The organism is Mameliella sp. LZ-28 (assembly GCF_012274245.1).
Lineage (GTDB): Bacteria > Pseudomonadota > Alphaproteobacteria > Rhodobacterales > Rhodobacteraceae > Antarctobacter > Antarctobacter albus.
Genome location: NZ_JAANYX010000022.1, coordinates 370,498 through 395,128 on the forward strand (window position 1 = coordinate 370,498; position 24,631 = coordinate 395,128).

The window sequence follows — 24,631 nt, forward strand, 5'->3', positions numbered from 1 at the left end:
CGCCTTGCATGAAAAGGCGCGATCTGACAGGAGGCCGATGACCGGCCCGCCTGTGGGACGGCGCGCACGGAAATTTCTGTCATGGTGTACGACCCCAGCGCCTTGTTGCGCGAATTCATCACGTTGCTGGTGGTGATCGACCCGATCGGTTCGCTCCCGGTGTTCTATTTCGCCACGGCTGCCGTGCCGGCAGCACTGCATTGGCGTTTCGCCCTGCGCGCGGTGCTGGTGGCCTGGATCGTCCTGATGGCCTTCCTCGTCGTCGGGCAACTCCTGCTGGAGGGCCTGGGGCTGCGGTTCGGCTCCTTCCAGATCGCGGGCGGGATCGTCCTGTTCCTTTTTGCGCTGACCATGATCTTTGGCGAATCCAAACCGGAGCGGGAGATCGAGGAGGCCGGGCGCAGTGACCTGTCCGGCGCGATCTTTCCGCTGGCGATGCCTTCCATCGCCTCGCCCGGCGCGATGCTGGCGGTTGTCGTGCTGACGGACAATCATCAGAACTCGATCCCCGATCAGATCGCCACGGCGGTCCTGTTGACGGTTGTCCTGCTCCTGACGCTGCTTTTGCTTCTGTTGGGGACGCTGCTGAAAAAGCTGCTCGGCAATTCCGGCGCGCTGGTGATTTCCCGTGTCATGGGGATCATCCTGGCGACCGTGGCGGTGGATGCCGTGCTGGGTGGCCTGGCAGAGGTTGGCGTTCTGGACCTGCAAGGGGGGACGGGTCCGCTGTAAGCGGATGATCGGCCTTCACAATTCCGCCCGATTGCAGAACTATCTTCGCAGAGATGGAGAAAGGCAGGACATGAAGAAACTGACCGGCAGCCGGGTCGGAATCGACCAGGGAGACGAGGAAGTCTTTTCCGAGTTTGCCAACGGCGGCGACATGTGGACGGGAGAGGGCAGCCGCGAGCGCCGCAAGGCCGTCAGCTTCTCGGAACCTTTCCGGACACCGCCAACGGTTCAGGTGGCCATGTCGCTCTGGGATATCGACCAGCGCGCAAACATTCGGGCCGATGTCACCGCGGAAAACGTCACGCGCAGCGGCTGCGATCTTGTCTTTCGCACCTGGGGCGATACGCGTGTCGCCCGCGTGCGCATGAGCTGGCTCGCCATCGGCGAGGTCAAGAGCGACGACGACTGGGACCTGTGAGCGTGCGGTCCGGCGTTACTTGAGTTGCGCGCTCAGCCGATCCAGCATCAGCGGCACCTCGTCGGGCGTCAAGCGGCCGTGCTCGACCAGAAAGCTCTCGATATCGCGGCCCGTGTAGCGGCCCACAAGGCGCCCGTCCTGTTCGATCAGTTTCAACCGCGACAGGACGACGGCGCGCTGGTGGCAGACATAGCATTTGCGCTGGAACAGGCGCCCGCCTTCGTGGATGGCGATGAACTGCGCGGCCAGCGCCTCGGCTTCCTCGGCGGTCAGCCTGCCGTGCCCTGCGGACAGCATGGCGGCGACAGGCCTCCCGGTTTTCTTGCCGACCAGGCCCTCGCCGCTGGCGATCAGGCTTTCAAAGACGAAATCGCCCGCATGCGCGGAATGGCAACCGGCGCAGGCACGTTCGTAGACCGCATGTGCGTCGATCTCCTGCGCTTGTCCCGGCGCGCCCGACAGCGCACCGAGAAAGGCAAACGCAGTGAGCCAGTGTTGTCTTGCCATTGCCGCCTCCTGACGGTCAGAGGATGCCTTCGTAGATCGGGCCAAGGGTTTCGGTCTCGAACAGGGACGAGACAGAAGTGCCGTTCCAGATGTTCAGAATCGACTGCGCAAACATCGGGGCGGTCGGCAGGATGCGAATGTTCGGAGCCCCGGCAACGGCGGCGGTCGGCTGGATCGAGTCGGTCAGAACCAGCGATTTCATCACCGATTTGGTGACGCGCTCGACAGCCGGGCCGGACATGACGCCGTGGCTGATATAGGCGTGGACCTCAGTCGCGCCGTGTTCCATCAGCACCTCGGCGGCCTTGCAGAGCGTTCCGGCGGTGTCGCACATGTCATCGACGATGATGCAGCGCTTGCCCGTGACGTTGCCGATCACCGTCATCTCGGCGACTTCGCCGGGTTTCTCGCGGCGCTTGTCCACGATCGACAGCGGCGCCTCGATCCGCTTGGCCAGTTCCCGCGCGCGGGCCACGCCGCCGACGTCCGGCGAAATCACCATCACGTCGCTCAGGTCGTCGAACTGTTTCTTGATGTCCAGCGCGAAGATCGGCGAGGCATAGAGGTTGTCCACCGGGATGTCGAAAAAGCCCTGGATCTGCGCGGCGTGCAGGTCCATCGTCAGCACCCGCTCGATCCCGGCCTCGGCGATCATGTTGGCCACCAGTTTGGCGGTGATCGGCGTGCGGGCCTTGGTGCGGCGGTCCTGGCGGGCATAGCCGAAATAGGGGATCACGGCGGTGATGCGTGCCGCTGACGACCGGCGCAGCGCGTCCGACATGATCAGCAGTTCCATCAGGTTGTCGTTGGCCGGGTTCGAGGTGCTCTGCAGGATGAACATGTCCTCGCCGCGGACGTTCTCGAAGACCTCGACAAAGATCTCCTGGTCGTTGAACCGCTCAACGCGGGCATCCACGAGGCCGACGGTCATGCCGCGGTACAGAGACATGCGGCGGGCGATGGCCTGTGCCAGCGGCTTGTTGGCGTTGCCGGCGATCAGTTTGGGTTCGATGACGGTGGGCATGTGATGCGTCCTCGGCGGATGACGGATTCGTGACGATGTTGCGGTCCCGTTAGCATGGGCCTACGGTCGGCGCCAGCACAGGCACCGGAAGGCGACAGCATGGCTCATATCGACTACTTCTTCTCCACGATTTCGCCCTTTTCCTATTTTGCGGGCACGCGATTGGAAGAGATCGCTGCGAAACATGGCGCCAGTATCGCCTACAAGCCCTTCGATATCATCGCCCTCTTTGGTCGCACCGGGGGTGTGACGCCGGCGGAACGTCATCCCAACCGGCAGGCCTATCGCCTGCAGGAGATAGAGCGCGCCGCGAAGAAGACCGGCCTGCCGGTGAACATCAAGCCGGCGCATTTCCCGACCAACCCGGCGCCCTCCTCCTATGCGGTGATCGCCGCCCAGAAGGCGGGCGGCGGCGACATGGGCAGGCTGGTGCACGGGCTGCTGGCGGCCTGCTGGGCGCAGGACAAGGACATCGCCGAGGACGCGGTGATCAAGGCCTGTCTCTCCGAAGCCGGTTTCGACCCGTCTCTGGCGGACACCGGCCTGCTGGCCGGGGCCGAGACCTATCCCGCCAACCTCGAAGAGGCGGTGGAAAAGGGCGTCTTTGGCGCGCCGACCTATGTCGTCGACAGCGGTCAGGTCTTCTGGGGCAATGACCGGCTGGACGACCTGGACGCGCATCTGGCGGGCAAGCTCTGATGCGCGACGCGGGCCCCGAGACGGGGCTGCATTGGCGGGACTGGGGGCAGGGGCCAGCAAAGGTGCTGGCCCTGCACTGCGGTCTTGGACAGGGCGGCATGTGGAAAGCGGTGGCGCAGGCGCTGGAGGGCCGGTGCCATTTCCGCGCCCCGGATCTGCCAGGCCACGGACGCAGCCCGTCCTTTCCCGAGGGAGAAGACGTTCATGACACCGCCTGCGCCGCGCTCCGCCCGCATCTGACCGACGGCATACATCTCGCGGGCCACAGCTTTGGCGCCACGCTTGCGCTGCGGCTGGCGCTGGAGGCGCCCGGGCGCATCGCCTCGCTCCTGCTGATCGAGCCTGTTTTCTTTGCCGCGGCCCCTGACAGCGCGCTGAAGCGTGACCACAAATCCGCCGAGGATGCGCTATACGCCGACGTCGACACCGGGAACCTTCTGGAGGCCGCGCGCGGTTTCAACCGCCTGTGGGGCGGGGGTGTGCCCTGGGCCAGTTTCCCCGAAAAGGTGCAGAGAGGCATGGCCGCCCAGATGCCCTTTGTCCGCGCGACAGAGCCGGCTCTCTGGCAGGACCGCGCCGGGATGCTGGCGCCCGGCGGGCTGGAAAAGCTGAACTTTCCGGTCACGCTGTTGCGGGGGGCGGATACCGTTCCGGTCATTGCCCAGGTGCATCGCGGCCTGATGGCGCGCCTGCCGATGGCCTCTGAAATGGTGGTCGGCGGGGCCGCTCACATGGTCCTGATGTCGCATCCGCAGGCCGTGACGCAGGCGCTGTCAGAGCAGCTTGGCGCGCTGCCCTGACCTGCCGCCCGGTCAGGTGCGGATGCGCCAGCCGGTCTTGAAGATCCACCAGACCGCAGCAAGGCAGATCGCGGTGAACCCCGCAATCGCCAGCAGGCTGACGGCGATCGGCACATCGGCAAGGCCAAAGAAGGACCACCGGAACCCCGAGACCAGGTAGACCACCGGGTTGAAATAGGCGACCGTCTGCCAGGCCGGGGGCAGCATCGAGATCGAGTAGAAACTGCCGCCCAGGAAGACCAGAGGCGTCACCACCAGCAGGGGCACCAGCTGCAGCTGTTCAAAATTCCTGGCCCAGATCCCGATGATGAACCCCAAGAGTGAAAAGCTCATGCAGGTCAGGAGAAGGAAGATGACCATCGCCACCGGATGCATGATCTGCAGGTCGACGAAAAACGCCGCCGTGCCCAGGATCACCACGCCGATGAACAGCGCCTTTGTCGCCGCCGCCCCGACAAAGCCCAGCACGATTTCGAGGAAATTCACCGGGGCCGAGAGCAGCTCGTAGATGGTGCCGATGAATTTCGGGAAGTAGATGCCGAAACTGGCGTTGGAAATCGCCTGTGTCATGACTGACAGCATGATCAACCCCGGCACGATGAAGGCGCCATAGCTGACGCCCTCCACCTGGTCGATGCGTGACCCGATGGCCGCGCCGAAGACCACGAAATACAGCGAGGTCGAGATAACGGGCGAGACGAAGCTTTGCAGGATGCTGCGAAAGAAACGGGCCATCTCGAACTTGTAGATGGCCCAGATCGCGGGAAGGTTCATGCTGCGGTCTCCTCTTCCTGCCGGGCCACCAGCCCGACGAAAATATCTTCGAGCGAGTTCTGCGCCGTGTGCACGTCGCGCACCTGGCATCCTGCCTCGGCCAGAAGGCCCATCAGCCGCCCGATACCGGTGCGGTCTGCCCCGGTGTCGTAGCGGTAGGTCAGGCTGCCGCCGTCCTCGCTCAGCCGCAGGTCGTAATCCGAGAGGGCAGGGGGCACGCTGTCGACCGGGTCGGTCAACTCGATGGTCAGCTCCTTCTGGCCCATGCGGGTCATCAGGCTGGCCTTGTCCTCGACCAGCAGGATCTCGCCCTTGTTGATGACGCCCACCCGGTCGGCAATGGCCTCGGCCTCTTCGATGTAGTGGGTGGTCAGGATGATGGTCACGCCGTCGCGCTTCAGCTCGGCCACCGTGTCCCACATGTCCCGGCGCAGTTCCACGTCCACGCCTGCCGTCGGCTCGTCCAGGAACAGAACGCGCGGTTCATGTGCCAGCGCCTTGGCGATCAGCACCCGGCGTTTCATGCCGCCGGACAGTTCCATCACCTTGGCGTTGCGCTTGTCCCAGAGCGACAGCCGCCGCAGGATGCGTTCGATCAACGCCTCGTCCGGACGCTTGCCGAACAGCCCGCGCGAAAACCGCACCCCTGCGATGACCGTCTGAAAGGGTTCCAGGTTCATTTCCTGCGGCACCAGCCCGACAAGGCTGCGCGCCGCGCGGAAATCTGTCACAACGTCATGTCCGCCGACCCGAATGCTGCCATCGGTGATGCGGGTGATCCCGCAGATCGCCGAGATCAGCGTGGTCTTGCCCGCGCCGTTGGGGCCGAGCAGGGCCAGGATTTCGCCTTCCTCGATGTCGAGCGAGACGCCCTTGAGCGCCTCAAACCCGCCATCGTACCGTTTCCGCACGTCGCGGATTTCTACCGTGGGCATGGTCCGCCCTCCTTGTTCGCACGCCTGCAACCTAAACGTCATGACGTGATGCGCAATTGAGCAGAAATGCATAGGGCACATGCATGTCGCAAACAGACTGGCACCCCCGGTCCCCGCGTTCTAAGCCCTTTGCATGACCTCCATCACGACCGCCGCGATCAACCGCCCCGCGCTGGGCATCTTCTATATCTGTCTCGGAATCCTCGCGATTTCCGTCAACGACATGCTGATCAAGGTCCTGTCGGGCGGCTATCCGCTGCACCAGATGGTCTTTACCCGCTCTGCCATCGGGTTGGTCTTTACCTTCGGGTTCGTCTTTGCCGAGGGCGGGCTGGGCCTGCTCAGGACCGCGACGCCGGGGCTGCACCTCTTGCGTGGGCTGCTCGTCGTCTGTGCCAACATGACCTATTTCTGCGCGCTGGCGGTGCTGCCGCTGGGGCAGGCGACGGCGCTGTTCTTTGTCGCGCCGTTGATGATAACGCTGCTGTCGATCCCGATCCTGGGGGAAAAGGTGGGGCCGCTGCGGATCGGCGCGGTCGTGGTGGGCTTTGCCGGGGTGATCATCATGCAGGAACCGTGGAAGGCCGGCCTGTCGGTGTCACGCCTTGTCATGCTGCTGCCGGTGATCGCGGCGGGTTTCTACGCACTGATGCAGGTGCTGACCCGGCGGCTGGGCATGACCACGCGCGCCTCGGCGCTGGCGGTCTATATCCAGGGCACCTTCCTGATGGTCTCGGCGGTGTTCTACCTTGTCGCGGGCGACGGGCGCTATGCCGAGGGCGTGACAAACGAAAGCCTCATCTTCCTGTTGCGGGCCTGGGTCTGGCCCTCGCCGGACGACTGGCTGGTGTTCCTGGGGCTGGGGATCTGTTCGGGCGTGGTGGGCTATTGCCTCAGCGCGGCCTACCGGTTGGCCGACGCGGCGACCATCGCGCCCTTCGAATACATCGGCCTGCCGCTGGCGATCCTCTGGGGCTGGATGATCTTCGGGGAATGGCCGGTCGCGGCCACCTGGGCCGGTTGCGTGCTGATCATCGGCGCGGGTGTCTTCGTCTTCCTGCGCGAACAGGCCAAGGCCCGACCCACGCCGGGGCGCCGCGCCCGCTGGGGGCGCCGCTGACAACCGTTCAGAGCGCCCGCAGCCGTACCGCGATGCTGGCCTGCCTCCCGGCGAGCGATCCCAGCGGATCAAGCTCGGGGTGGGTGTCCAGCACCTGTGTCATCGCCACCTGCGCGCGCTCCAGCTGGGCCTTGCCGCCCTGCCGGTCGCCCTGTGCCAGTGCCGCCAGCCCCAGTTCGTGCCGGGCCGTGGCCGCGACCGCCAGCGCCGCGGCACTGGCCGCGCCCTCGCTGCTCATGGCCATGCCCTCGGCCAGATCGGCGGCCTGGGCATAGTCTCCGGCACGCAAGAGGCTGTGCGCGTATTCCAGCTGAATCCGCGGCAGGAAGGGCCCCGCGCTGCTCATCAGCCTGGCATACTGTCGGTTGGCCTGGCCGTAGTCGCCCTCTTCAAGCGCCGAGCGCGCCACGAAATAATTCTTGCGAAAGCCCGAAGCGTTGCCCTCTGCGGTGTCACAGGCCGCCAGCGGCAACATCACGCCAAGCGCCATCAGCGCCGGCATCACCCGTCCCATCATCATCTGCTCTGTCCTCAACGTCGCCAAGGTTTGCCTTGATCGACGGTCATGATACCACCTGACCGGGGGCGGCGTCCACGAAAACCCAAGCCCGCCCGTGGGATGGATGGAAAACCGTGATGCGCTGGCTGGCCTGGCTCCTGACTCCGCTGACCCTGGCCGCCGCGATCTGGGCCGGGAACACCCTGTACAGCACGCTGCAGGACCCGCTGCCCGCTCCCCGCGCGGCGCCCTCGGCCACGCCGGACACGGGGCTGGCGCTGGACCTGCCACAGCCGCAGCCGCCGATGCGCTGGCCCTCGCTGTTTGGCAGCTACAAGCCTCCGGAACCGCAGCCGCCGAAGCCGCCCTCACCGCCCGTCATGGACGAACCGCAGCCGCCCGCGCCCCCCATCGACAGCCTCGGCTTTGCGCTGAAAGGCGTGGTCAGCAACGGCGACAGCAGCTGGGCCATCGTCTCGCATCCCACCGGAGAAAGGCTGATGCGCGTGGGCGATACCCTGGCCGACGGCATCACGGTCACCGCAATCGAGGCGGGGGGCATAAGGCTGGACAATCACGGCGCGCCCGCCTTCCTGGCCTTCACCGACTGAGCCCGCCACCCGGGGGGAGACAAGCCGCGTGTTTCGCGGTATGTTGCCCGAAATGACCGCGAAACACGCGGCAAGAACATAATCGAGAGGGCACGAAAGTGCGGGCAGGAACTTCGGTCGACAGGGCCGGCCCCGGGTGGGTCCGGTCGTGGTGCGTGGCGCTACTCCTAGCAATCCTGGTGACGGTCCCCGGGCTGACCCGCGCGCAGGGCGCGCTTGACCTGCGGGATGCGGACCTGCGCAGTTTCGTGGAAATCGTGTCCGAGGCCACGAACCGCAATTTCGTCATCGACCCGGGCGTGCGCGGCACCGTCACCGTGCTGGCGCCGGAAAACGTCACCCCCGCCGCCCTGTATGAGATCTTTCTCAACGTGCTCGAGGTCAACCGCCTGACCATCGTCAAGGGTGTCGATGCAGACCGCATCGTCCCGCTGACCACCGCGCGCGAGCTGTCGCCCGGTGTCGCCGGGTCCGGTGTCTATGAAACCCGGGTGATCCGGGTCAATCACATCCCGGTGTCAGAGGTGGTGGACGTGGTGCGCCCCCTGCTGCCTTCCGAGGCGGTGATTTCCACCGTGCCCGACGCGCGGTTGATCATCCTGTCCGACCGTGCCGGCAACCATCGCCGCATCCAGGCGCTGATCTCGGAACTCGACCAGCCCCGCTCGGAGCCGATCGAGATGATCCGCCTGCGCAATGCCGACGCGCGCGAGGTGTTGCAGGTGATCCAGTCGATGGGCATCGTCCCCGATGGTGCCAGCGTCAGCGTCGATGCGCGGTCCAACGCGCTTCTGGTGCTGGGGCCGCAGTCGCTGCGCGAACAGGTGCGGGTGCTTGCCGGACGGCTGGACGCGCAGCGCAACAGCCAGCAAAGCCGGGTGGTGCAGGTCAACTATGCCCAGGCGGCCAGCTTGGCCGATGTCGTGTTGCGCAGTTTCCAGGGCGACGGCTCCGGCGGGCAGATCCGCATCGTGCCGGAACCGGGCACCAACTCTCTGCTGATTTCCGCCCCTGCCGACCGGATGCATGAAATCGTCGCGATGGTGCAGCACCTCGATCGCCGCCCGACCCAGGTGCTGGTCGAGGCGGTGATCTTTGAAATGTCGGTCGATGGCTTTGCCGACCTTTCGGTCCAGTTCGGCGCGATCCTGAACGACGCCATCGTCGGCGGCGTTCAATTCGCGCTGGAAGGCAGGCCCAGCCTGACCAGCCTCGTGTCCACGGTCCTGAACGGCGACGCGCCCAATCCGGGCAACGGCGGCGTGATCGGTGGCCGGGCCGGGGATTCCCGCACCGGCATCGCGGGCCTGCTGACCGCCATCGCCGAAACCCGCAGTACGCGGCTGCTCTCCACCCCCTCGATCCTGACCCTGAACGGGCAGGAGGCCGAGATCGTGGTGGCCCAGAACGTGCCCTTTGTCACCGGCCAGTTCACCCAGGTGGGGCAGGGCGCCGTTCAGGAGCCGTTCCAGACCATCGAACGCCAGGACGTGGGCCTGACCCTGAACGTGACCCCGCAGATCAACGCCGACGGCACCGTGCGGCTGGTGATCAAGCAGGAGGTGTCGAACCTGACCAATGCCACCTCCTCGGCGGGCGGAGAGATCACAGCCAAACGCGCGCTGTCCACCACCGTCCTGGTGCGCGACGGCAACGTGATCATGCTGGGCGGGCTGTTGGAAAACGGCTTTGGCTCCAACGCGCAGCGGGTGCCGGGCGTGTCCAAGCTGCCCATCGTGGGCGGGCTGTTCCGGGGCAAGTCCGGGTCCAAGAACCAGCGTGTCCTGCTGGTCATGCTGCGGCCCCGGATCGTCAGTTCCGACCGCGAGGCGACGCGCCTGACCCGTGAACTGGCGCGCGAGGCGCAACGGGCCAGCCTGGCGATCCAGCCCGAGGACAGCACGCGCTTTCCCCAGACCCCACTGGGCGCGCTGCCCTTTGACGGCGCCGACCTGAACCAGCCCTTCGACGAGACCTTCATCGACAAGGCAGCGCGGAGCAAGAACTATCCGCCGCTGCCCAGTCGACTGAAGTTCAACGGAAAATATTAGGCCGGTCGCGGTTTGGAGCCCACGTTTGACCCCGCCTCTTGCGGTGCCGGTTGCATTGCAGGCACAAAGGTGGCGGACCCGCAGAACATGGCCCTCGCAATGCCCGAAGATCACTCGCTTTCCGACCTGCCAGCCCCGCTGCCCTATGCCTTTGCCCGCGATCATGGCGTGGCGCTGGATGGCGGGCGCGTGGTTGCGGGGCCGGGGGCCTCGGTGATGGGCTTGCGCGAGGCGCAGCGCCGCGCGGGACTGAACGCGCCGCTTGACCGAGAGGATGCAACGGGCTTCGAGGCGGTGCTGGCGCGGCTCTACCATTCCGGCGCCCGCGAGGGCGAGGTGCAAGGCGTGACCTTCGATCTTGTCGATACCGCCACCGATAAGCGCGGCCGCGACCTTCTGGAGGATGCCGAGGAAGCGCCTGTGATCCAGCTGGTCAACCAGCTCTTGCGGCAGGCCGTGCTGGACGGCGCTTCCGACCTGCATATCGAGCCGCACGAGGGCGGGTTGCGCGCGCGGATGCGCCTGGACGGGTTCTTGAAAACGGTCATGGACCGCGCCGACGTGCCTGTGAAACGGGTGGTCTCGCGGCTCAAGGTCATGGCAGGGCTGGACATTGCCGAAACCCGCCTGCCGCAGGACGGGCGCATCCCGCTGCGCCTGGGCGGGCGGATGATCGACACGCGGGTCAGTTCACTGCCCGGCAACTACGGCGAACGCATCGTTCTGCGGATCCTCGACCGGGCGGCGGGGCTGATGCCGCTGGACCGATTAGGGCTGGACGCGGGTCAGATCGCCTTGCTGGAACGGCTGGCCGCCACGCCCAACGGGATCATCCTGGCCACCGGGCCGACGGGCGCGGGCAAGACGACAACGCTTTATTCCCTGCTGAAACTGGCCGACCGCGAGGAACGCAATATCGTCACGGTCGAGGACCCGATCGAATACGACCTGACCGGCATCAGCCAGACCCAGATCAATGCCGAAATCGGCATGAGCTTCGCCGCCGGGCTGCGCGCCACGTTGCGGCAGGACCCGGACGTGATCCTGGTGGGCGAGATCCGCGACACCGAAACCGCCAGCACGGCCGCGCAGGCGGCGCTGACCGGGCACCTGGTGTTTTCATCGCTGCACGCCAACAGTTCCGTGGCCGCCGTGGTGCGGCTGCGCGACCTGGGGCTGGAAAACTTCCTGATCGCCGCCACCCTGCGCGGGGTCATTGCGCAGCGGCTCTTGCGCCGGCTCTGCCCCGACTGCCGCAAGTCGCACGCGCCGTCCTCCAGCGAGGCGGCACAGTTCGACCGCGCGGACCTGCCCCTGCCCACGGCTTTGCACGATGCGCAGGGCTGCGACGCCTGCAACGGCACCGGCTACGCCGGGCGCCTTGGCATCTTCGAAATCCTCGAAGTGGGCGAGGACCTGCGCGAGGCGATCAATCACGGCGCGGGGGAAGGCGCGCTCTGGCAACAGGCGCTGCCCCCGCGTGACAGATTGATTGGTCAGGCCTTGCGCGCCGTATCCGCCGGGCAAACCAGCCTGGCCGAGGCGCTGCGCGTGGTCGGGGACGGCGCGTGAGGGCCTTTGCCTATACCGCCTACACGGCCGAGGGGCGGCGCAAGTCCGGCACGCTGGTGGCAGAGACAGAGGCTCATGCCTCAGACCAGCTCAAGGCGCAGGGGCTTTATGTTTCCGAACTGACGGCGCGGACACGCGGTGCGCGGGGGCCGTTGCTGGGCCGGGCGCGGCTGTCGCGCGACCTGCAGGCGGTGTTCACCCGCCAGATGGCGGTTCTGCTTGGGGCCGAAATGGCCGTGGACGCGGCGCTGGGCACGCTGAAAAGCGCCGGCAGCACGGCGGCGCTGGACCTGGTGGTGGCGCGCGCGCAGGCCGCCCTGCTGGAAGGAGAGCCGCTGTCGCGGGCGCTGGAGCACAGCGGCGCGGGCTTTCCCCGCTATTACCTCGCCGCCGTGCAGGCAGGTGAAAGGGCAGGGGAATTGTCCAGCGTCTTCAACAGCCTGGCCGACCACCTTGAGACCGCCCGCAGCGACCGGGCGCAGTTGGGATCGGCCCTTGTCTACCCGGCCTTTGTGGCTGTTGTCTCCGTTTTGGTGGCCGGGGTGCTTTTCGTGACCGTCGCGCCCGAGATCGTGGCGCTCTTTGAAACCTCGGGCCGCCCGTTGCCCGACCTGACGCGTGTCATGATGGGCTTTGCCCGCTGGGTCGAAGGGCAGTGGCCGCTGCTGACCGCCGTTGCGCTGGGGATTTTGGGGCTGGCGCTGATGAGTGGGCGCATCGCCGCCCTCCGAGAGAGGCGGGACAGGTTGTTGCTGCGCCTGCCGCTGGTGGGCGGGCTGATCCGGCAGGCGGCGGCGGTGCAATACCTGCGCACGCTGGCGCTGGTGTTGGAGGCACGCCACACGGTGCCCATCGCGGTGGACAGCGCCGGATCGGTCCTGACCATCACCCGGTTCCGCATCGAGGCGGACCAGGTCGCCACGGCCGTCCGTGCCGGGGAGACCCTGTCCGATGCGCTTGCGGCGCTCAGTTTCGTGCCACCCGTTGCACGCCAGCTGATCGGCGCCGGAGAGGTCTCGGCCCGGCTGGCGCGGATGGCGGGGCGTGCGGCGGCCTTGGTCGAAAACGGCCTGTCGACCCGGCGCAAGAGGATCGCGGCGCTGATGGAACCGGCGCTTATGATGGTGGTGGGGGCAATGGTGCTGGTGATCGTCCTGTCGGTTCTCCTGCCCATCTTCGATCTGCAGACCCTGGTCGCCCCGTGAGCCCGGATCCACGGTTGTTGCTGAAATGCCCTTTGGGTGATGCCTAAACTCTTCGGCACAACAGGCTGGTGTGGTTAACCTTTTGATCATCGGTTGTCGGGGCTGGGGTGGATTCGCCTCTGCTTGTGTCGCCAGAAAGTCGCACATCGCGCTTCGCTTGCCGGAATCCACCCGGTCGCCAGTACGGCAGCCTTTCCCGACGTAATCCGCTCGGCTACGCAAGTGTCAGAACAGATCGGTCAGCCGTGATCCAAGCTGCGCCCTGCTCCGGGCGCCTGGCACTGGCAAGGCCGATACGAGACGAGGGGAAACACGGTATGTCGGCGATTCAGCGGGTTCTTGGGGTAGGTCTGCTCTGGCTCATGGCGGCCCTGGCGCCAGCGGCGGCGCAGGCACAACCGACATTCGACACCGAGTTTTCGCCCTCGACCATCGGTCCCGGCGGTGTTTCGGACCTGACATTCACGATCACCAACGGCGGCGCAACGCCGGTGACCGACCTCGCCTTCACCGCCGTTCTTCCGGCCTCGGTGACGCTTGTCGGCTCTGCCTCTGACGATGGCACCTGTGCCATCGGAATGCTGAGCGCGCCGGACGGAGGCGGGACGGTCTCGCTTTCGGATACCTCCATCGGCACCTTTGCCAGCTGCACGATCACCGTCAGCGTCACGTCCAGCGTCCCGGGCGCACACACGCTTCCGGCCATCACCCTGTCCTCCTCGGTTGGCAGCTCGATGTCGCTGGCGACCGACCTGACGGTCGACAGCGCGCGCCCCGGCTTCAGCAAAAGCCTGTCGCCCAGCGCGGTGGACATCGGCCAGACCACGACTGTCACCTATACGATCGACAACAGCTTGAACGCCGCCGCGCTGTCGTTCATGGCTTTCAACGAGACGCTTCCGTCGGGACTCGAGGTCGCCTACCCGGCCAATGCAACATCGACCTGCAACGCCGCCAGCCCCCCATTGGTCACGGCATCGTCGGGGAGCGGCAGCATCGCCCTGAGCACGGGCAGCGTGGGAGCGAATTCCACCTGTACCGTGACCGTAGATCTGCTGGCAACCGGCGCCGGCGAATTCGAACTGAGGTCAAGCGAACTGACCTACTCTAGCGGTTTCAGCTCCTTCAGCGCGGGTTTCAGCCACGATATCCTGACAGTGACCGCGCCCGCGGGCGTGGGTGTGGTCAAGTCTTTCGCCGTCGACCCGGTGGTCCCCGGCGGCAGCACCACCCTGGACTTCACGCTGACCAACTATGACCGCTTCGACACCGCCACCGGCATCACCTTCACCGATGACCTCGACGCGATGCTGAGCGGCGCAGTCGCCTCCGGCCTGCCCACGGCGCCCTGTGGCGCCGGGTCGTCGTTCAGCGGCAGTGGCCTGCTGACCCTCACCGGCGGCACGCTGGCCCCCGGTGCCTCCTGCAGTTTCAGTGTCACGGTGGACGTGCCGGGCGGGGCGGCGCCGGGCACCTATGTGAACACCACCAGCGCGGCGACCGCGTCGATCGGCGGCGTCCCCAGCGTCGGCACGGCGCTCGGCGAGGACACGCTGACGGTCGAGGCGCTCCCTGCGGTGCTGCCCCCGGTCCTGACCAAGGTTTTCCAGAGCGACCCGCTGCTGCCGAATTCCACGGTCGATGTGGTCTACACCTTGACCAACCCCAACGGCGGCAGCGCGCTCAGCGGCCTGGGATTCACGGATGACAACAGCAACCTGCTGAACTCGGAGCCGGCACAGGCCATCGGCCTGGGCAATGCGGTCGGGATTCTGGGCGCCGGACTCGCGGTTCCGGGCGATTGCACCGGACAGCTCAGCTCGATCCCGAATTCGACCCTGCCTTCGCCGCCGTTTCCGGCTCTGCCCTCTGCGGGTTTCGTCTACACCGGCGGCAGCCTTGCCGCCGGGGCAAGCTGTTCCTTCACGATCACCTACAACACCGGCTCCGCGCTGAGCAATGGCACCTATTCCGCGCCGAGCATGGAGATCCTGTCGAACGAGGCAGCCGCTGGCGACCCGGCGCAGGCCTCCTTTACCTGGGGCGCGGGTGACGTGCAGCTTTCGCTCTCCAAGGTGTTCCAGGACGACACCGCCGTGACCGGCGCGGTCGTCAACATCGACTTCACCCTGACCAACGGTGAACAGACCGCCACCGACATCAGCTTTACCGACGATCTGGATGCCTTCCTGTCCGGCACCACCTTTTCCTCGGTGATCAGCAATGGCTGCGGGTTCAGCTCGGTCAACGGCACCTCGACCGTCACCTTTACCGGCGGGTCCGTCGCGATCAACGACAGCTGTACCACCACCATCGCCGTGACCCTGGGGGCCGGGGCGGACGGGACCTATACCAACACCACCAGCGACCTGACCGCGAACATCGACGGCGCCGGTGCGGCCCTTCTGCTGAACACCCCGGCTTCGGACAGCATCGACGTGACCGGCGCGGACAGCCAGCTGCCGCTTTTCGAGGTCGCCTTTCCGGACGGTCCGGCCATCGCGGGTGAAACCGTCACCTTGCGGTACACGATCACCAACCCCAACGTCACCAGCCCGGCAGGCGATGTCACCTCCATCGCCTTCGGCCACAACCTTGCCGTTATCCTGCCCGGATCGCCGGACGTGACGGCCAACTTGACCCCGGTCAGCGACACCTGCGGCGGCACACTGGCGGGATCGGCAACCGTCCTCAGCTACAGCAATGGCACCGTGGCGGCGGGCGCCACCTGCACGATCGAACTGGACGTACTGGTCCCCGCAGGCACCGCTGACGGCAGCTACAACGCCGTGACCGACAACCTGGTGTCGAGCCTCGGCGTGACCGGCATCGCAGCCACCCAGCTCGAGGTGCAGAACGAGCGGATCGGCCTGGCCAAGAGCTTTACCGACGATCCGGTTGCCCCCGGCGAACAGGTCACGCTGGAATTTACCGTGACGAACCTCGATACGACGCGCGTCGCCAGCTCGGTCGCCTTTACCGACGACCTTGGCGCGATGCTCACCGGGACGCTTTATGACAGCACACTGTCCAACACCTGCGGCGCCACCCTGACCGGCACGGGCACCTCGCTGGTCGATGTATCGGACATTTCGCTCGCCGCCGGGTCCAGCTGCACCATCGGACTGGCGGTCACCGTGCCCGCGGCGGCCACACCGCTGAGCACGGCGGTCAACACCACCAGCGGCGTCACCGGCACGATCGCGGGCCTGGGCGTCACCGGCGCGGCGGCCACCGACACGCTGAGCATCGGTGCCGGGCTGGCGCTGGGCTTTGCCAAGTCCTTCGACGATGACACCGTTGCAGGCGGCAGCGCGGTCCTGACCTTCGACATCGTCAACAGCAGCGCGGTCGGCGCGTCCAACGTCTCGTTCTCGGATGACCTCGACGCCATGCTGTCCGGCGCGACGGCGACCGGGCTGTCGGCCAGCGCCGCTTGCGGCAGCGGCAGTTTCACCGGCACCTCGATCCTGACCTTCTCGGGGGGCAGCATCGATGCGGGGCAGACCTGTACCCTGACCGCCACCATCAACGTGCCCGCGGCGGCCGCGCCCGGCACCTATACCAACACCTCCAGCCAGCTTTTTGTCGGCGGCATCGCCACGTCGCTGCCCGCCTCGGCAGATCTCGACGTTCAGCCCGCCCCGACCTTTGCCAAGTCCTTTGCACCGGACACGGTTTTCGTGTCGCAAGCCTCGACGCTGACCTTCACCATCGACAACAGCGCCTCGACCCTCGCGGCAAGCAGCCTCGACTTCACCGACAACCTGCCCGCCGGGCTCGTGGTGGCCGCCACGCCCAATGCCGCGACCACCTGTACCGGTGGCACGCTGACCGCCACCGGCGGCAGCGGGACGATCACCTATACCGGCGGCACCGTTTCCGCTGGCGCGACCTGTACCGTCTCTGTCGACGTAGCGCCCACGACGGCGGGCGCGCATGTCAACACCAGCGGCGACCTGACCTCCAGCAGCGGCAATTCCGGCCCCGCGTCGGACACGCTGACGGCCGAGCCGCAGCCCCTCTTTGACAAGAGCTTTGCCGCCAGCGCCATCGCGCTGAGCCAGACCACGACGATGACCCTGACCATCGACAACAGCGGCGCATCGCTGGCGGCGACCGGCCTGGACGTCACCGACAACCTCCCCGCGGGGATGCTGGTTGCCGTGCCCGCCAATGCCGCGACCACCTGTACCGGCGGCACCCTCACCGCCACGCAAGGGACGGGCACGGTCAGCTATTCCGGTGGCACCGTCGCCGGCGGGGCCACCTGTACCGTCACGGTCGACGTGCTGGCCACCGCGGTTGGTTCTGTCGCGAATGTGACCGGCGACCTGACCTCTTCGGCCGGCAATTCCGGCAACGCGGGTGCAAACCTGACCATCGTGCCGCAGCCCGGTTTCGACAAGGAATTCACCCCTGGCCTGATCGCCGACGGTTTCTCGACCACGCTGGTCTTCGAGATCGACAACAGCCAGTCGATCCTGGCCGCCACGGCGCTGGACTTCACCGACAACCTGCCCGCCGGGTCCGAGGTCGCGGCGACGCCCAATGCCTCGACCACCTGTACCGGTGGCACGATTACCGCCACCGGCGGCAGCGGGACCATCTCCTATACCGGCGGCACGGTCGCCGCCTCGTCGATCTGTACGGTCCAGGTGGATGTGACCGCGACCACCACCGGCCTGCTGAACAACACCTCGGGGGATCTCACCTCCAGCCTGGGCAACTCGGGTAGTGCCTCGGACGCGCTGGCCGTCGTGCCGCCGCCCGCCTTTACCAAGGTCTTTGCACCGGACACCCTGGGTGCGGGCCAGGTCAGCACGCTGACCTTCACCATCGACAATGACCGCCCGGCGACGCTGGACGCCACCGGCCTGGCCTTCACCGACAACCTTCCGGCGGGTATGGTCGTCGCCTCCAGCCCGAATGTCGTGAACAATTGTTCTGGCACCGTGACCGCCAACGCGGGCAGCGGGTCGATTTCGCTGACCGGCGGCCAGCAGCTGGCGGGCGGTGCCTGTACCATCGCGGTCGACGTGGTTGCGGCCGCGGCCGGCAACTACACCAACACCAGCGGCGACCTGACCTCTTCGATGGGCAATTCCGGCCCGGCGACCGATGTCCTCTTCGTGATGCCGCAACCCGGCTTTGCCAAGAGCTTTGCCGACCCCGCCATCGCGCTGGGCTTTGAAACCACGCTGACCTTCACCATCGACAACAGCCCCTCGATCATCGACGCCACGGCGCTGGATTTCACCGACAACCTGCCCGCGGGCGTGCAGGTCGCGGCGACGCCGGCGGCCTCGACCACCTGTACCGGCGGCACCATCACCGCCACGGGCGGCGCGGGCACGATCAGCTACAGCGGCGGATCCATTGCCGCCGGGGCCACCTGTACCGTCGCGGTGAACGTGACCGGCACGGCAGTGGGCGCCCAGGTGAACACCAGCGGTGACCTGACCTCCTCGCTGGGCAACTCGGGCACCGCGAACGCGACACTGACCGTCGTGCCGCAGCCCGTCTTCACCAAGGTCTTTGCCCCCGACACGATCAACCTGGGCCAGTCCGCGACCCTGACCTTCACCATCGACAACAGCGGTTCCATCCTTGACGCCAGCGGGCTCGATTTCACCGATCCGCTGCCGACGGACCTGGTGGTGGCGGCGACGCCCAATGCCTCGACCACCTGTACCGGCGGCACGCTGACCGCGAATGCCGGGGCCTCCAGCATTAGCTACACCGGCGGCAGCGCACCGGCGCCGACCACCTGTACCATCAGCGTCGACGTGACCCCCGCGACCGCCGGGGACTTCGTGAACACCACGGGCGACCTGACCTCGGTGCTGGGCAACTCCGGCACCGCCGCCGACACGCTGACCGTGATCACCCCCGAGATCGGGCTGAGCGGCTCCATCGGCGGCGCCGTGGCCGACGGCGGCACCCTTGACCAGGGCACGCTGGACGCGGGCACGCAGCAGAGCCTTGTCCTGACCGTCTCGAACACCGGCACCGATGCCCTTACGCTGGCCGCCGCGCCTGTGATCTCGGGCGAAACCAACGTGGTGGTGGACAGCATCACCGGGCCGCTTGCAACCACCGTGCCGATCGGCGGCGATACCACGATCACCATTCTCTACACGCCCGCCACGGCGATCCAGACCGATCCGACCACGACGCTGCCGTTCGGCTTTGACCTCTCGCTGGGCAATGACGACGTGGACGAGGCGCCCTATGACATCACCGTCTCGGGCACCGCGCAGGACGTTACGGCACCCACCGGCTATACCGTGGCCTTCGATCAGGACCCGGTGAACATTGCCAACCAGGCGGCGGTCAGCTTTAGCTTCGCGGCGGCCGAAGTGGGGGCGGACTACGCCTATACCATCACCTCCGATGGCGGCGCAGGCAGCGTGACCGGCAGCGGCACAATCGTATCGGCGACCGACACGATCACCGGCATCGACGTCAGCAGCCTGCCGGACGGCACGCTGACCCTGACCGTGGTCCTGACCGACGCGGCCACCAATGTCGGCCCCGATGCCACCGACACGACGACCAAGGACGCAACCGCGCCCACCGCCCTCGCCATCGACACGCCGCTGGCCGGTGACGGTGTGGTCAACGCGGCCGAGGCCGCCTCGGTGACGGTCTCCGGCGGGTCGGTCGATCTGCCGAACGGCACCGTCGTCAGCGTCGCCGTCTCCGATGGCGCCGCGGGCGTCGTCTCGGGAACCGCGACCATCACGGGCACTGCCTGGTCCCTCACGCTGGATCTTTCAGGGCTGGCGGACGGACCGCTGACCGTGACCGCGGACGCCTCCGACCCGGCAGGCAACCCGGCGCCCCAGGCCTCCATCTCGGCCAGCAAGGACACGGGCATTCCGACCGTCACCATCGACACGCCCATCGCGGGCGATGACGTCGTCAACACCGCCGAGGCAGGGGCCTTCACCGTCTCGGGCACGGCGACGGGCGTGGTCGACGGCACCATCGTGCGCCTGATCCTGCGCGATACCGGCGGCGCGGCGGTTTACTACCGCGAGGCTGCGGTCAACGGCGGCACCTACAGCCTGAGCTTCGACATCTCGGCCCTGGCCGACGGCGACTATGACCTCTCCGCCGATGTCACGGACGCGGCGGGCAACCCGGCGGTTCCTGCCGTGACCACGATCACCAAGGACGGGCTGGCCCCCTCGATCGAGATCCAGGACCCCGATCCCACCGTGGCCGACAGCCTCTATGCCAACGCCGTGAACGCCGCCGAGGCGGCGGCATTCACCGCCTCCGGCGTCGCCCTGAACGCGGCGGACGCGGTGCAGGTGGTCATCACCGCCACCGATGGCGCGGCGGGCTCCGTCTCCGTCACCACCGGCCTGACCGCCGGTCCCGGCGCCTTCCACAGCTGGTCCGGCGCGCTCGACCTTTCCGGGCTGGCGGACGGCACCATCACCCTGACCGCCGAGGTCACCGACAGCTCTGGCAACAGTTCTTCGGCGACGACCGTCTTCCTCAAGGATACGACCGCCCCGGCGGGCTATTCCGCGAGCTTTGACCAGGACCCGGTGAACATCGCCAACCAGGCCGCCATCGGCTTTACCTTTGCCGATGCAGAGGTCGGGCCGGGCGTGACCGGGACGGATGTCACCTTTGACTACACCATCACCTCCGATGGCGGCGGCACGCCGGTCACCGGGTCCGGCACGATCACCAGCGCGACCCAGCAGGTGACGGGCCTTGACCTCTCCGGCCTGGCCGACGGTACCCTGACGCTGAGCGTCACGCTGACCGACTTCAAGGGCAACACCGGCGGGTCCGCGACGGCAACCGCGACCAAGGATACCAATGCCCCGATCCTGGCCATCGACACCCCGATCGAGGGCGATGACGTGATCAACGCCGCCGAGGCGGCAACGGTCGTGATCTCCGGCACCTCCAGCGACCTTCCCGACGGCGCCGACGTGGCCATCGCGGTCGCCGATGCCGCCAGCGGCAGCATCACCGGTACGGCCAGCGTCACCGGCGGCACATGGTCCCTGACGCTGGACCTGACCGGCCTCGCCGATGGCGCGCTCAGCGTCACCGCCGACGCCACCGACCCGGCGGGCAACCCGGCGCCGCAGGCCACCGCCAGCGCGTCCAAGGACACGGTCGCGCCCTCGGGCTACACCGCCACGCTGGATGACGATCCGGTCAATGTCGCCAACGAGACCGCTACCGGCTTTACCTTCGCCGGGGCCGAGGTCGGGGCAACCTATGCCTTCACCATCACCTCGGACGGCGGCGGCGCGCCTGTCACCGGCACCGGCACCATCGCCACGGCGACGGACCAGGTCACCGGGCTGGATCTCAGCGGGCTGAGCGACGGCATCCTGACCCTGACCGTCGCCCTGACCGACCCGGCGGGCAACACCGGCCTCGACGCCACGGACGAGGCGCTCAAGGATGCCACCGCGCCCGAACTGACCATCGACATCCCGCTGACGGCTGACGGCGTGATCAACGCGGCAGAGGCCGGCGCGGTTGTCGTCTCGGGCACCTCGACCGGGCTGGCCGATGGCGCGCCGGTTTCGGTCGCGGTCGGCGATGGCGGCACCAGCGTCACCGGCACCGCAACCATAAGTGCCGGCACCTGGACCGTGACGCTGGATCTTTCCGGCCTCTCCGACGGGGGCCTGACCCTTACGGCAGATGCCTCGGACGCCGCCGGCAACCCGGCGCCGCAGGCCACGGCCACGGCCACCAAGGACGCCACCGCGCCCGCCGGCTATGCCGTGACCTTCGACCAGGACCCGGTGAACAACACCAACCAGGCGGCTGTCGGCTTTACCTTCGCCGGGGCCGAAGTGGGCGCCACCTTCACCTATGCCATCACCTCGGACGGCGGCGGCACGGATGTCACCGGCGGCGGTGCCATCGCCACGGCGACGGACCAGGTCGCCGGGCTGGACCTCAGCGGGCTGAACGACGGCACCCTGACCCTGACCGTCGCCCTGACCGATCCGGCGGGCAACACCGGCCTCGACGCCACGGATACCGCTGTCAAGGACGCCCAGATCCCGACCGCCACCCTGGCCGGACCGCTGGAGGCACAAGCCGATCCCTTCCCGGTTACGCTGACCTTCTCCGAGGACGTGACGGGCTTTGCCTTGACTTCGGTCCAGATCACCAACGGCACGGCGTCTCTGCTGACCGGCAGCGGTGCGGATTACGGCTTTACCGTCACGCCGGACCACGACGGCCCGGTGGAAATCTCGGTCGATGCGGGCGCCGCGGCGGATGCGGCGGGCAACCTCGCCACCGCGGCCGCGCCGATCACCGTGACCGCCGACCTGACCGGCACACCGAACCCGACCCCGCTGCCCGATGCGGATGGCGACGGCATCCCGGACCTGTTCGAAACCGGCGACCGTGACGGCGACGGCATCCCCGATGACCAGGACTTCGACCCGCAGGGCTATTTCTACTGCGAGGATGACGGCCGCATCATCCCGGGCGGCGGGTTCACCGTCACCGGGCCATCGGGGTCCAACAGCACGCTGGGCACCACGAACTTCATCAACATCACCCGGGACGGATCGACAGGCGAACTCCAGTGGTTCGCGCTGCGCCCCGGCACCTATAGCATGTCGCTGGTCTATCCGACCGCCGTCGGTATCCCCAGCACCACGCGCACCTCTTCGGGCACGCTGGACCTGACGTCGCTCTTGCCGTCGAACCCCGGGGTCATCGGCTCGTCCGAGGACGGCGCGACCGGCTTCCTGGCGGACACCTCGCTGGCGGCTAACCCGGCGTTCTACACCAGCTTCGTGATCGAACCGGGGGATCCCTATGTCATCGGCAACAACATCCCGATGACCCAATGCGCCGAAAACGCGGTCACGCTGAGCGCGGCCACCGATGGTGCAGAGGCCAATACCGGCACCCCCACCGACGTGACCTTCACCCTGACGCAGGCGCGTGTCTCGACCCAGGACACGGTGGTCAGCTACAGCGTCGGCGGAACCGCCACCTCGGGCGCGGATTTCACCGCGCTGTCGGGAACGGCGACGATCCCGGCGGGTGCCCTCTCGGTCACCATCACAGTTCCGGTGCTGGAAGACGGCGACATTGAAGGCCCGGAAACCGTTGTCCTGACGGTCAACGGCCTGGTCTCGGGCGACCTGACGACCCTGCTGGGCAGCACGCTGACCCAGACCGCGACCATCGCCGACGATGACTTTGCGGATATCGCCGTGACCAATGTCGATCTCACCACCAACGAGGGCGGCGGCGACGATGCCACCATGACCTTCGTCCTGCTGGGGGCGCCGACCGCGCCGGTCACGCTCAGCTTTGCGGGCGACAACCAGTGTACGGTCGCCCCGGCCACGATCACCTTCACCGCGGCCAACTACGCCACGCCGCAGGCGCTGACGATCCGGGCCATCGACGACGAAAAGGTCGAAGGGACGCACAGTTGTCAGCCCACGGCCACCGTGGCCTCGGTGGATACGCGCTATGACGGTGCGCCTCTGCCGCTGGCCGCCGTGACCATCACCGACGACCTTGTCGACCAGATCCGCGAACCGCTGACGGAAATCCTCGAGGATGACCTGTCAGAAACCATCGACACCCAGTCGCGGGCCTTCAGCCGCATGGCAAAAGGCGCTCTGGATCGGCTGCAGGCGGGCCGTGACCTGCCCTGTGGCACGCTTCAGGCCTTTGACGTCGACGGCAGCATCCAGATCCAGGATGCCACCGGCAACGCGCACGGCACCTTCGGCAGCGATCGCTACAACTGCGCCTCCGGCAGCCGAGAGATCCTCGACGGGACCTTCTCGCTGAACAAGACCGAGGACACGGGCGTGCAGGCTCTGCTGCAGTTCGCCTGGCAGAAGGAACGCTTCACCAGCGACACCTCCATCGCGGGCTACTTCCTGGGTGGCTACTACAGCCGGACGGATGTCAGCGGGCTGGGGGACGGCTCGATCGACGGGTTCGGAGTCAACGGCGGTGTCTACGGTGCCCGCGGCTTTGGACAGGGCCTCTTCCTGGACTACTACATGGCCGGGGCCGCCGGGCGGCACAGCTTCGACATCGACTTTGACGCGGCCACTGCGCCGATCAACGCAACCGGCGACTACAGCTACCTGGCCGGCTTCGCGGGTATCGGCATCTCGGGGCAGCGCGAATTCGACGGCTTCGTGATGAAACCGCGCGTCGGCCTCGACCTGGCCTATGCCCGGGCAGGGGACGCGGACGTGACGGCCCGCCAGATGGGCCTGACCCACACCGGCGCGATCCGGCTGGATGACTTCCAGGGCGCCCGCGCCACGGCGGAAATCCGATTCGAAAGCCTGGGCGCGCCCGGCGGGGCCGAGGCCCTGGCCGACCAGATGCGCACCGCCTTCACGCCGCGCCTGTCCTGTACCCTGTCCTCCTACGAGGACGAGGCGGACTGTGGCCTGGGCCTGGCCCTGGCCTGGGAGCGCCGGGACATCGCCAGCGGCATGACCTGGGGGCTGGAGGTGGACGTCGAGAAGATCGACGAAACCCGCCGGTTCACCTTCAACATCAAGCGCGAGCGCCCGATTGCCAATGGTCTCGGCTCGGTGGTGACGCGGCTCTCGATGCCGGCGCAGCAGACCCTGCAACTGGAACACGGGCTGCAGCTGGACTTCTGAGGAAGGACGGTCCGATCA

General features: G+C 67.2%; 15 protein-coding genes. 10 read left to right on the forward strand and 5 right to left on the reverse strand.

What is annotated here, in order from left to right; all coding sequences use genetic code 11:
- Positions 1 to 81 precede the first annotated feature (81 nt).
- Complete coding sequence (locus G9Q80_RS14275) at positions 82 to 732, forward strand: MarC family protein (RefSeq protein WP_069207926.1); 651 nt, start codon at positions 82 to 84, stop codon at positions 730 to 732.
- A 70-nt stretch (positions 733 to 802) separates the two neighbouring features.
- Positions 803 to 1,150: an H-type lectin domain-containing protein gene (locus G9Q80_RS14280; protein ID WP_088714423.1), complete on the forward strand. Its 348-nt coding sequence runs from the start codon at positions 803 to 805 to the stop codon at positions 1,148 to 1,150.
- Positions 1,151 to 1,165: 15 nt separating this feature from the next.
- On the opposite strand, the gene G9Q80_RS14285 is transcribed toward G9Q80_RS14280, so the two are convergent.
- Entirely contained in the window at positions 1,166 to 1,657 is a 492-nt protein-coding gene (locus G9Q80_RS14285; protein WP_088714424.1) for a hypothetical protein, read from the reverse strand.
- 16 nt (positions 1,658 to 1,673) lie between these two features.
- Positions 1,674 to 2,681, reverse strand: coding sequence for a ribose-phosphate pyrophosphokinase (locus tag G9Q80_RS14290; RefSeq protein ID WP_043142475.1), 1,008 nt, complete (start codon positions 2,679 to 2,681; stop codon positions 1,674 to 1,676).
- A gap of 99 nt (positions 2,682 to 2,780) precedes the next feature.
- Between G9Q80_RS14290 and G9Q80_RS14295 the strand changes: the two genes are divergently transcribed.
- Together G9Q80_RS14295 and G9Q80_RS14300 are read left to right on the forward strand one after the other, a co-directional pair.
- Complete coding sequence (locus tag G9Q80_RS14295) at positions 2,781 to 3,380, forward strand: 2-hydroxychromene-2-carboxylate isomerase (RefSeq protein ID WP_088669299.1); 600 nt, start codon at positions 2,781 to 2,783, stop codon at positions 3,378 to 3,380.
- Positions 3,380 to 4,180, forward strand: a complete 801-nt coding sequence (locus tag G9Q80_RS14300; protein WP_088714425.1) for an alpha/beta fold hydrolase — start codon at positions 3,380 to 3,382, stop codon at positions 4,178 to 4,180. Before G9Q80_RS14295 ends, G9Q80_RS14300 begins: the two co-directional genes overlap by 1 nt.
- A gap of 12 nt (positions 4,181 to 4,192) precedes the next feature.
- Here the strand turns inward: G9Q80_RS14300 and G9Q80_RS14305 are convergent, their stop codons facing one another.
- Together G9Q80_RS14305 and G9Q80_RS14310 are read right to left on the reverse strand one after the other, a co-directional pair.
- Positions 4,193 to 4,954 (reverse strand): ABC transporter permease, encoded by a 762-nt coding sequence (locus G9Q80_RS14305; protein WP_043142467.1) that lies wholly within the window; start codon positions 4,952 to 4,954, stop codon positions 4,193 to 4,195.
- Entirely contained in the window at positions 4,951 to 5,889 is a 939-nt protein-coding gene (locus tag G9Q80_RS14310; RefSeq protein WP_088714426.1) for an ABC transporter ATP-binding protein, read from the reverse strand. Before G9Q80_RS14310 ends, G9Q80_RS14305 begins: the two co-directional genes overlap by 4 nt.
- 133 nt (positions 5,890 to 6,022) lie before the next feature.
- Between G9Q80_RS14310 and G9Q80_RS14315 the strand changes: the two genes are divergently transcribed.
- A complete protein-coding gene (locus G9Q80_RS14315; RefSeq protein ID WP_184757121.1) occupies positions 6,023 to 7,009 on the forward strand; it encodes a DMT family transporter in 987 nt (328 codons plus the stop codon).
- Between the two features lie 7 nt (positions 7,010 to 7,016).
- Here the strand turns inward: G9Q80_RS14315 and G9Q80_RS14320 are convergent, their stop codons facing one another.
- Complete coding sequence (locus tag G9Q80_RS14320) at positions 7,017 to 7,529, reverse strand: outer membrane protein assembly factor BamD (protein WP_074622289.1); 513 nt, start codon at positions 7,527 to 7,529, stop codon at positions 7,017 to 7,019.
- Between the two features lie 116 nt (positions 7,530 to 7,645).
- Between G9Q80_RS14320 and G9Q80_RS14325 the strand changes: the two genes are divergently transcribed.
- The 5 genes from G9Q80_RS14325 to G9Q80_RS14345 all read left to right on the forward strand — a co-directional run bounded on the left by G9Q80_RS14325 (position 7,646) and on the right by G9Q80_RS14345 (position 24,613).
- Positions 7,646 to 8,119 (forward strand): type II secretion system protein N, encoded by a 474-nt coding sequence (locus G9Q80_RS14325; protein WP_088714427.1) that lies wholly within the window; start codon positions 7,646 to 7,648, stop codon positions 8,117 to 8,119.
- A gap of 155 nt (positions 8,120 to 8,274) precedes the next feature.
- Positions 8,275 to 10,170 (forward strand): type II secretion system secretin GspD, encoded by a 1,896-nt coding sequence (gene gspD / locus G9Q80_RS14330; protein ID WP_043142460.1) that lies wholly within the window; start codon positions 8,275 to 8,277, stop codon positions 10,168 to 10,170.
- An 87-nt stretch (positions 10,171 to 10,257) separates the two neighbouring features.
- Positions 10,258 to 11,742 carry a GspE/PulE family protein gene (locus tag G9Q80_RS14335; protein WP_232788159.1) on the forward strand — a complete coding sequence of 495 codons (1,485 nt, stop codon included), beginning with the start codon at positions 10,258 to 10,260 and terminating at the stop codon, positions 11,740 to 11,742.
- Positions 11,739 to 12,947 (forward strand): type II secretion system F family protein, encoded by a 1,209-nt coding sequence (locus tag G9Q80_RS14340; protein WP_168246491.1) that lies wholly within the window; start codon positions 11,739 to 11,741, stop codon positions 12,945 to 12,947. The genes G9Q80_RS14335 and G9Q80_RS14340 overlap by 4 nt, the downstream gene beginning before the upstream one ends.
- A 317-nt stretch (positions 12,948 to 13,264) precedes the next feature.
- Complete coding sequence (locus G9Q80_RS14345) at positions 13,265 to 24,613, forward strand: DUF7933 domain-containing protein (protein ID WP_088714429.1); 11,349 nt, start codon at positions 13,265 to 13,267, stop codon at positions 24,611 to 24,613.
- Positions 24,614 to 24,631 lie beyond the last annotated feature (18 nt).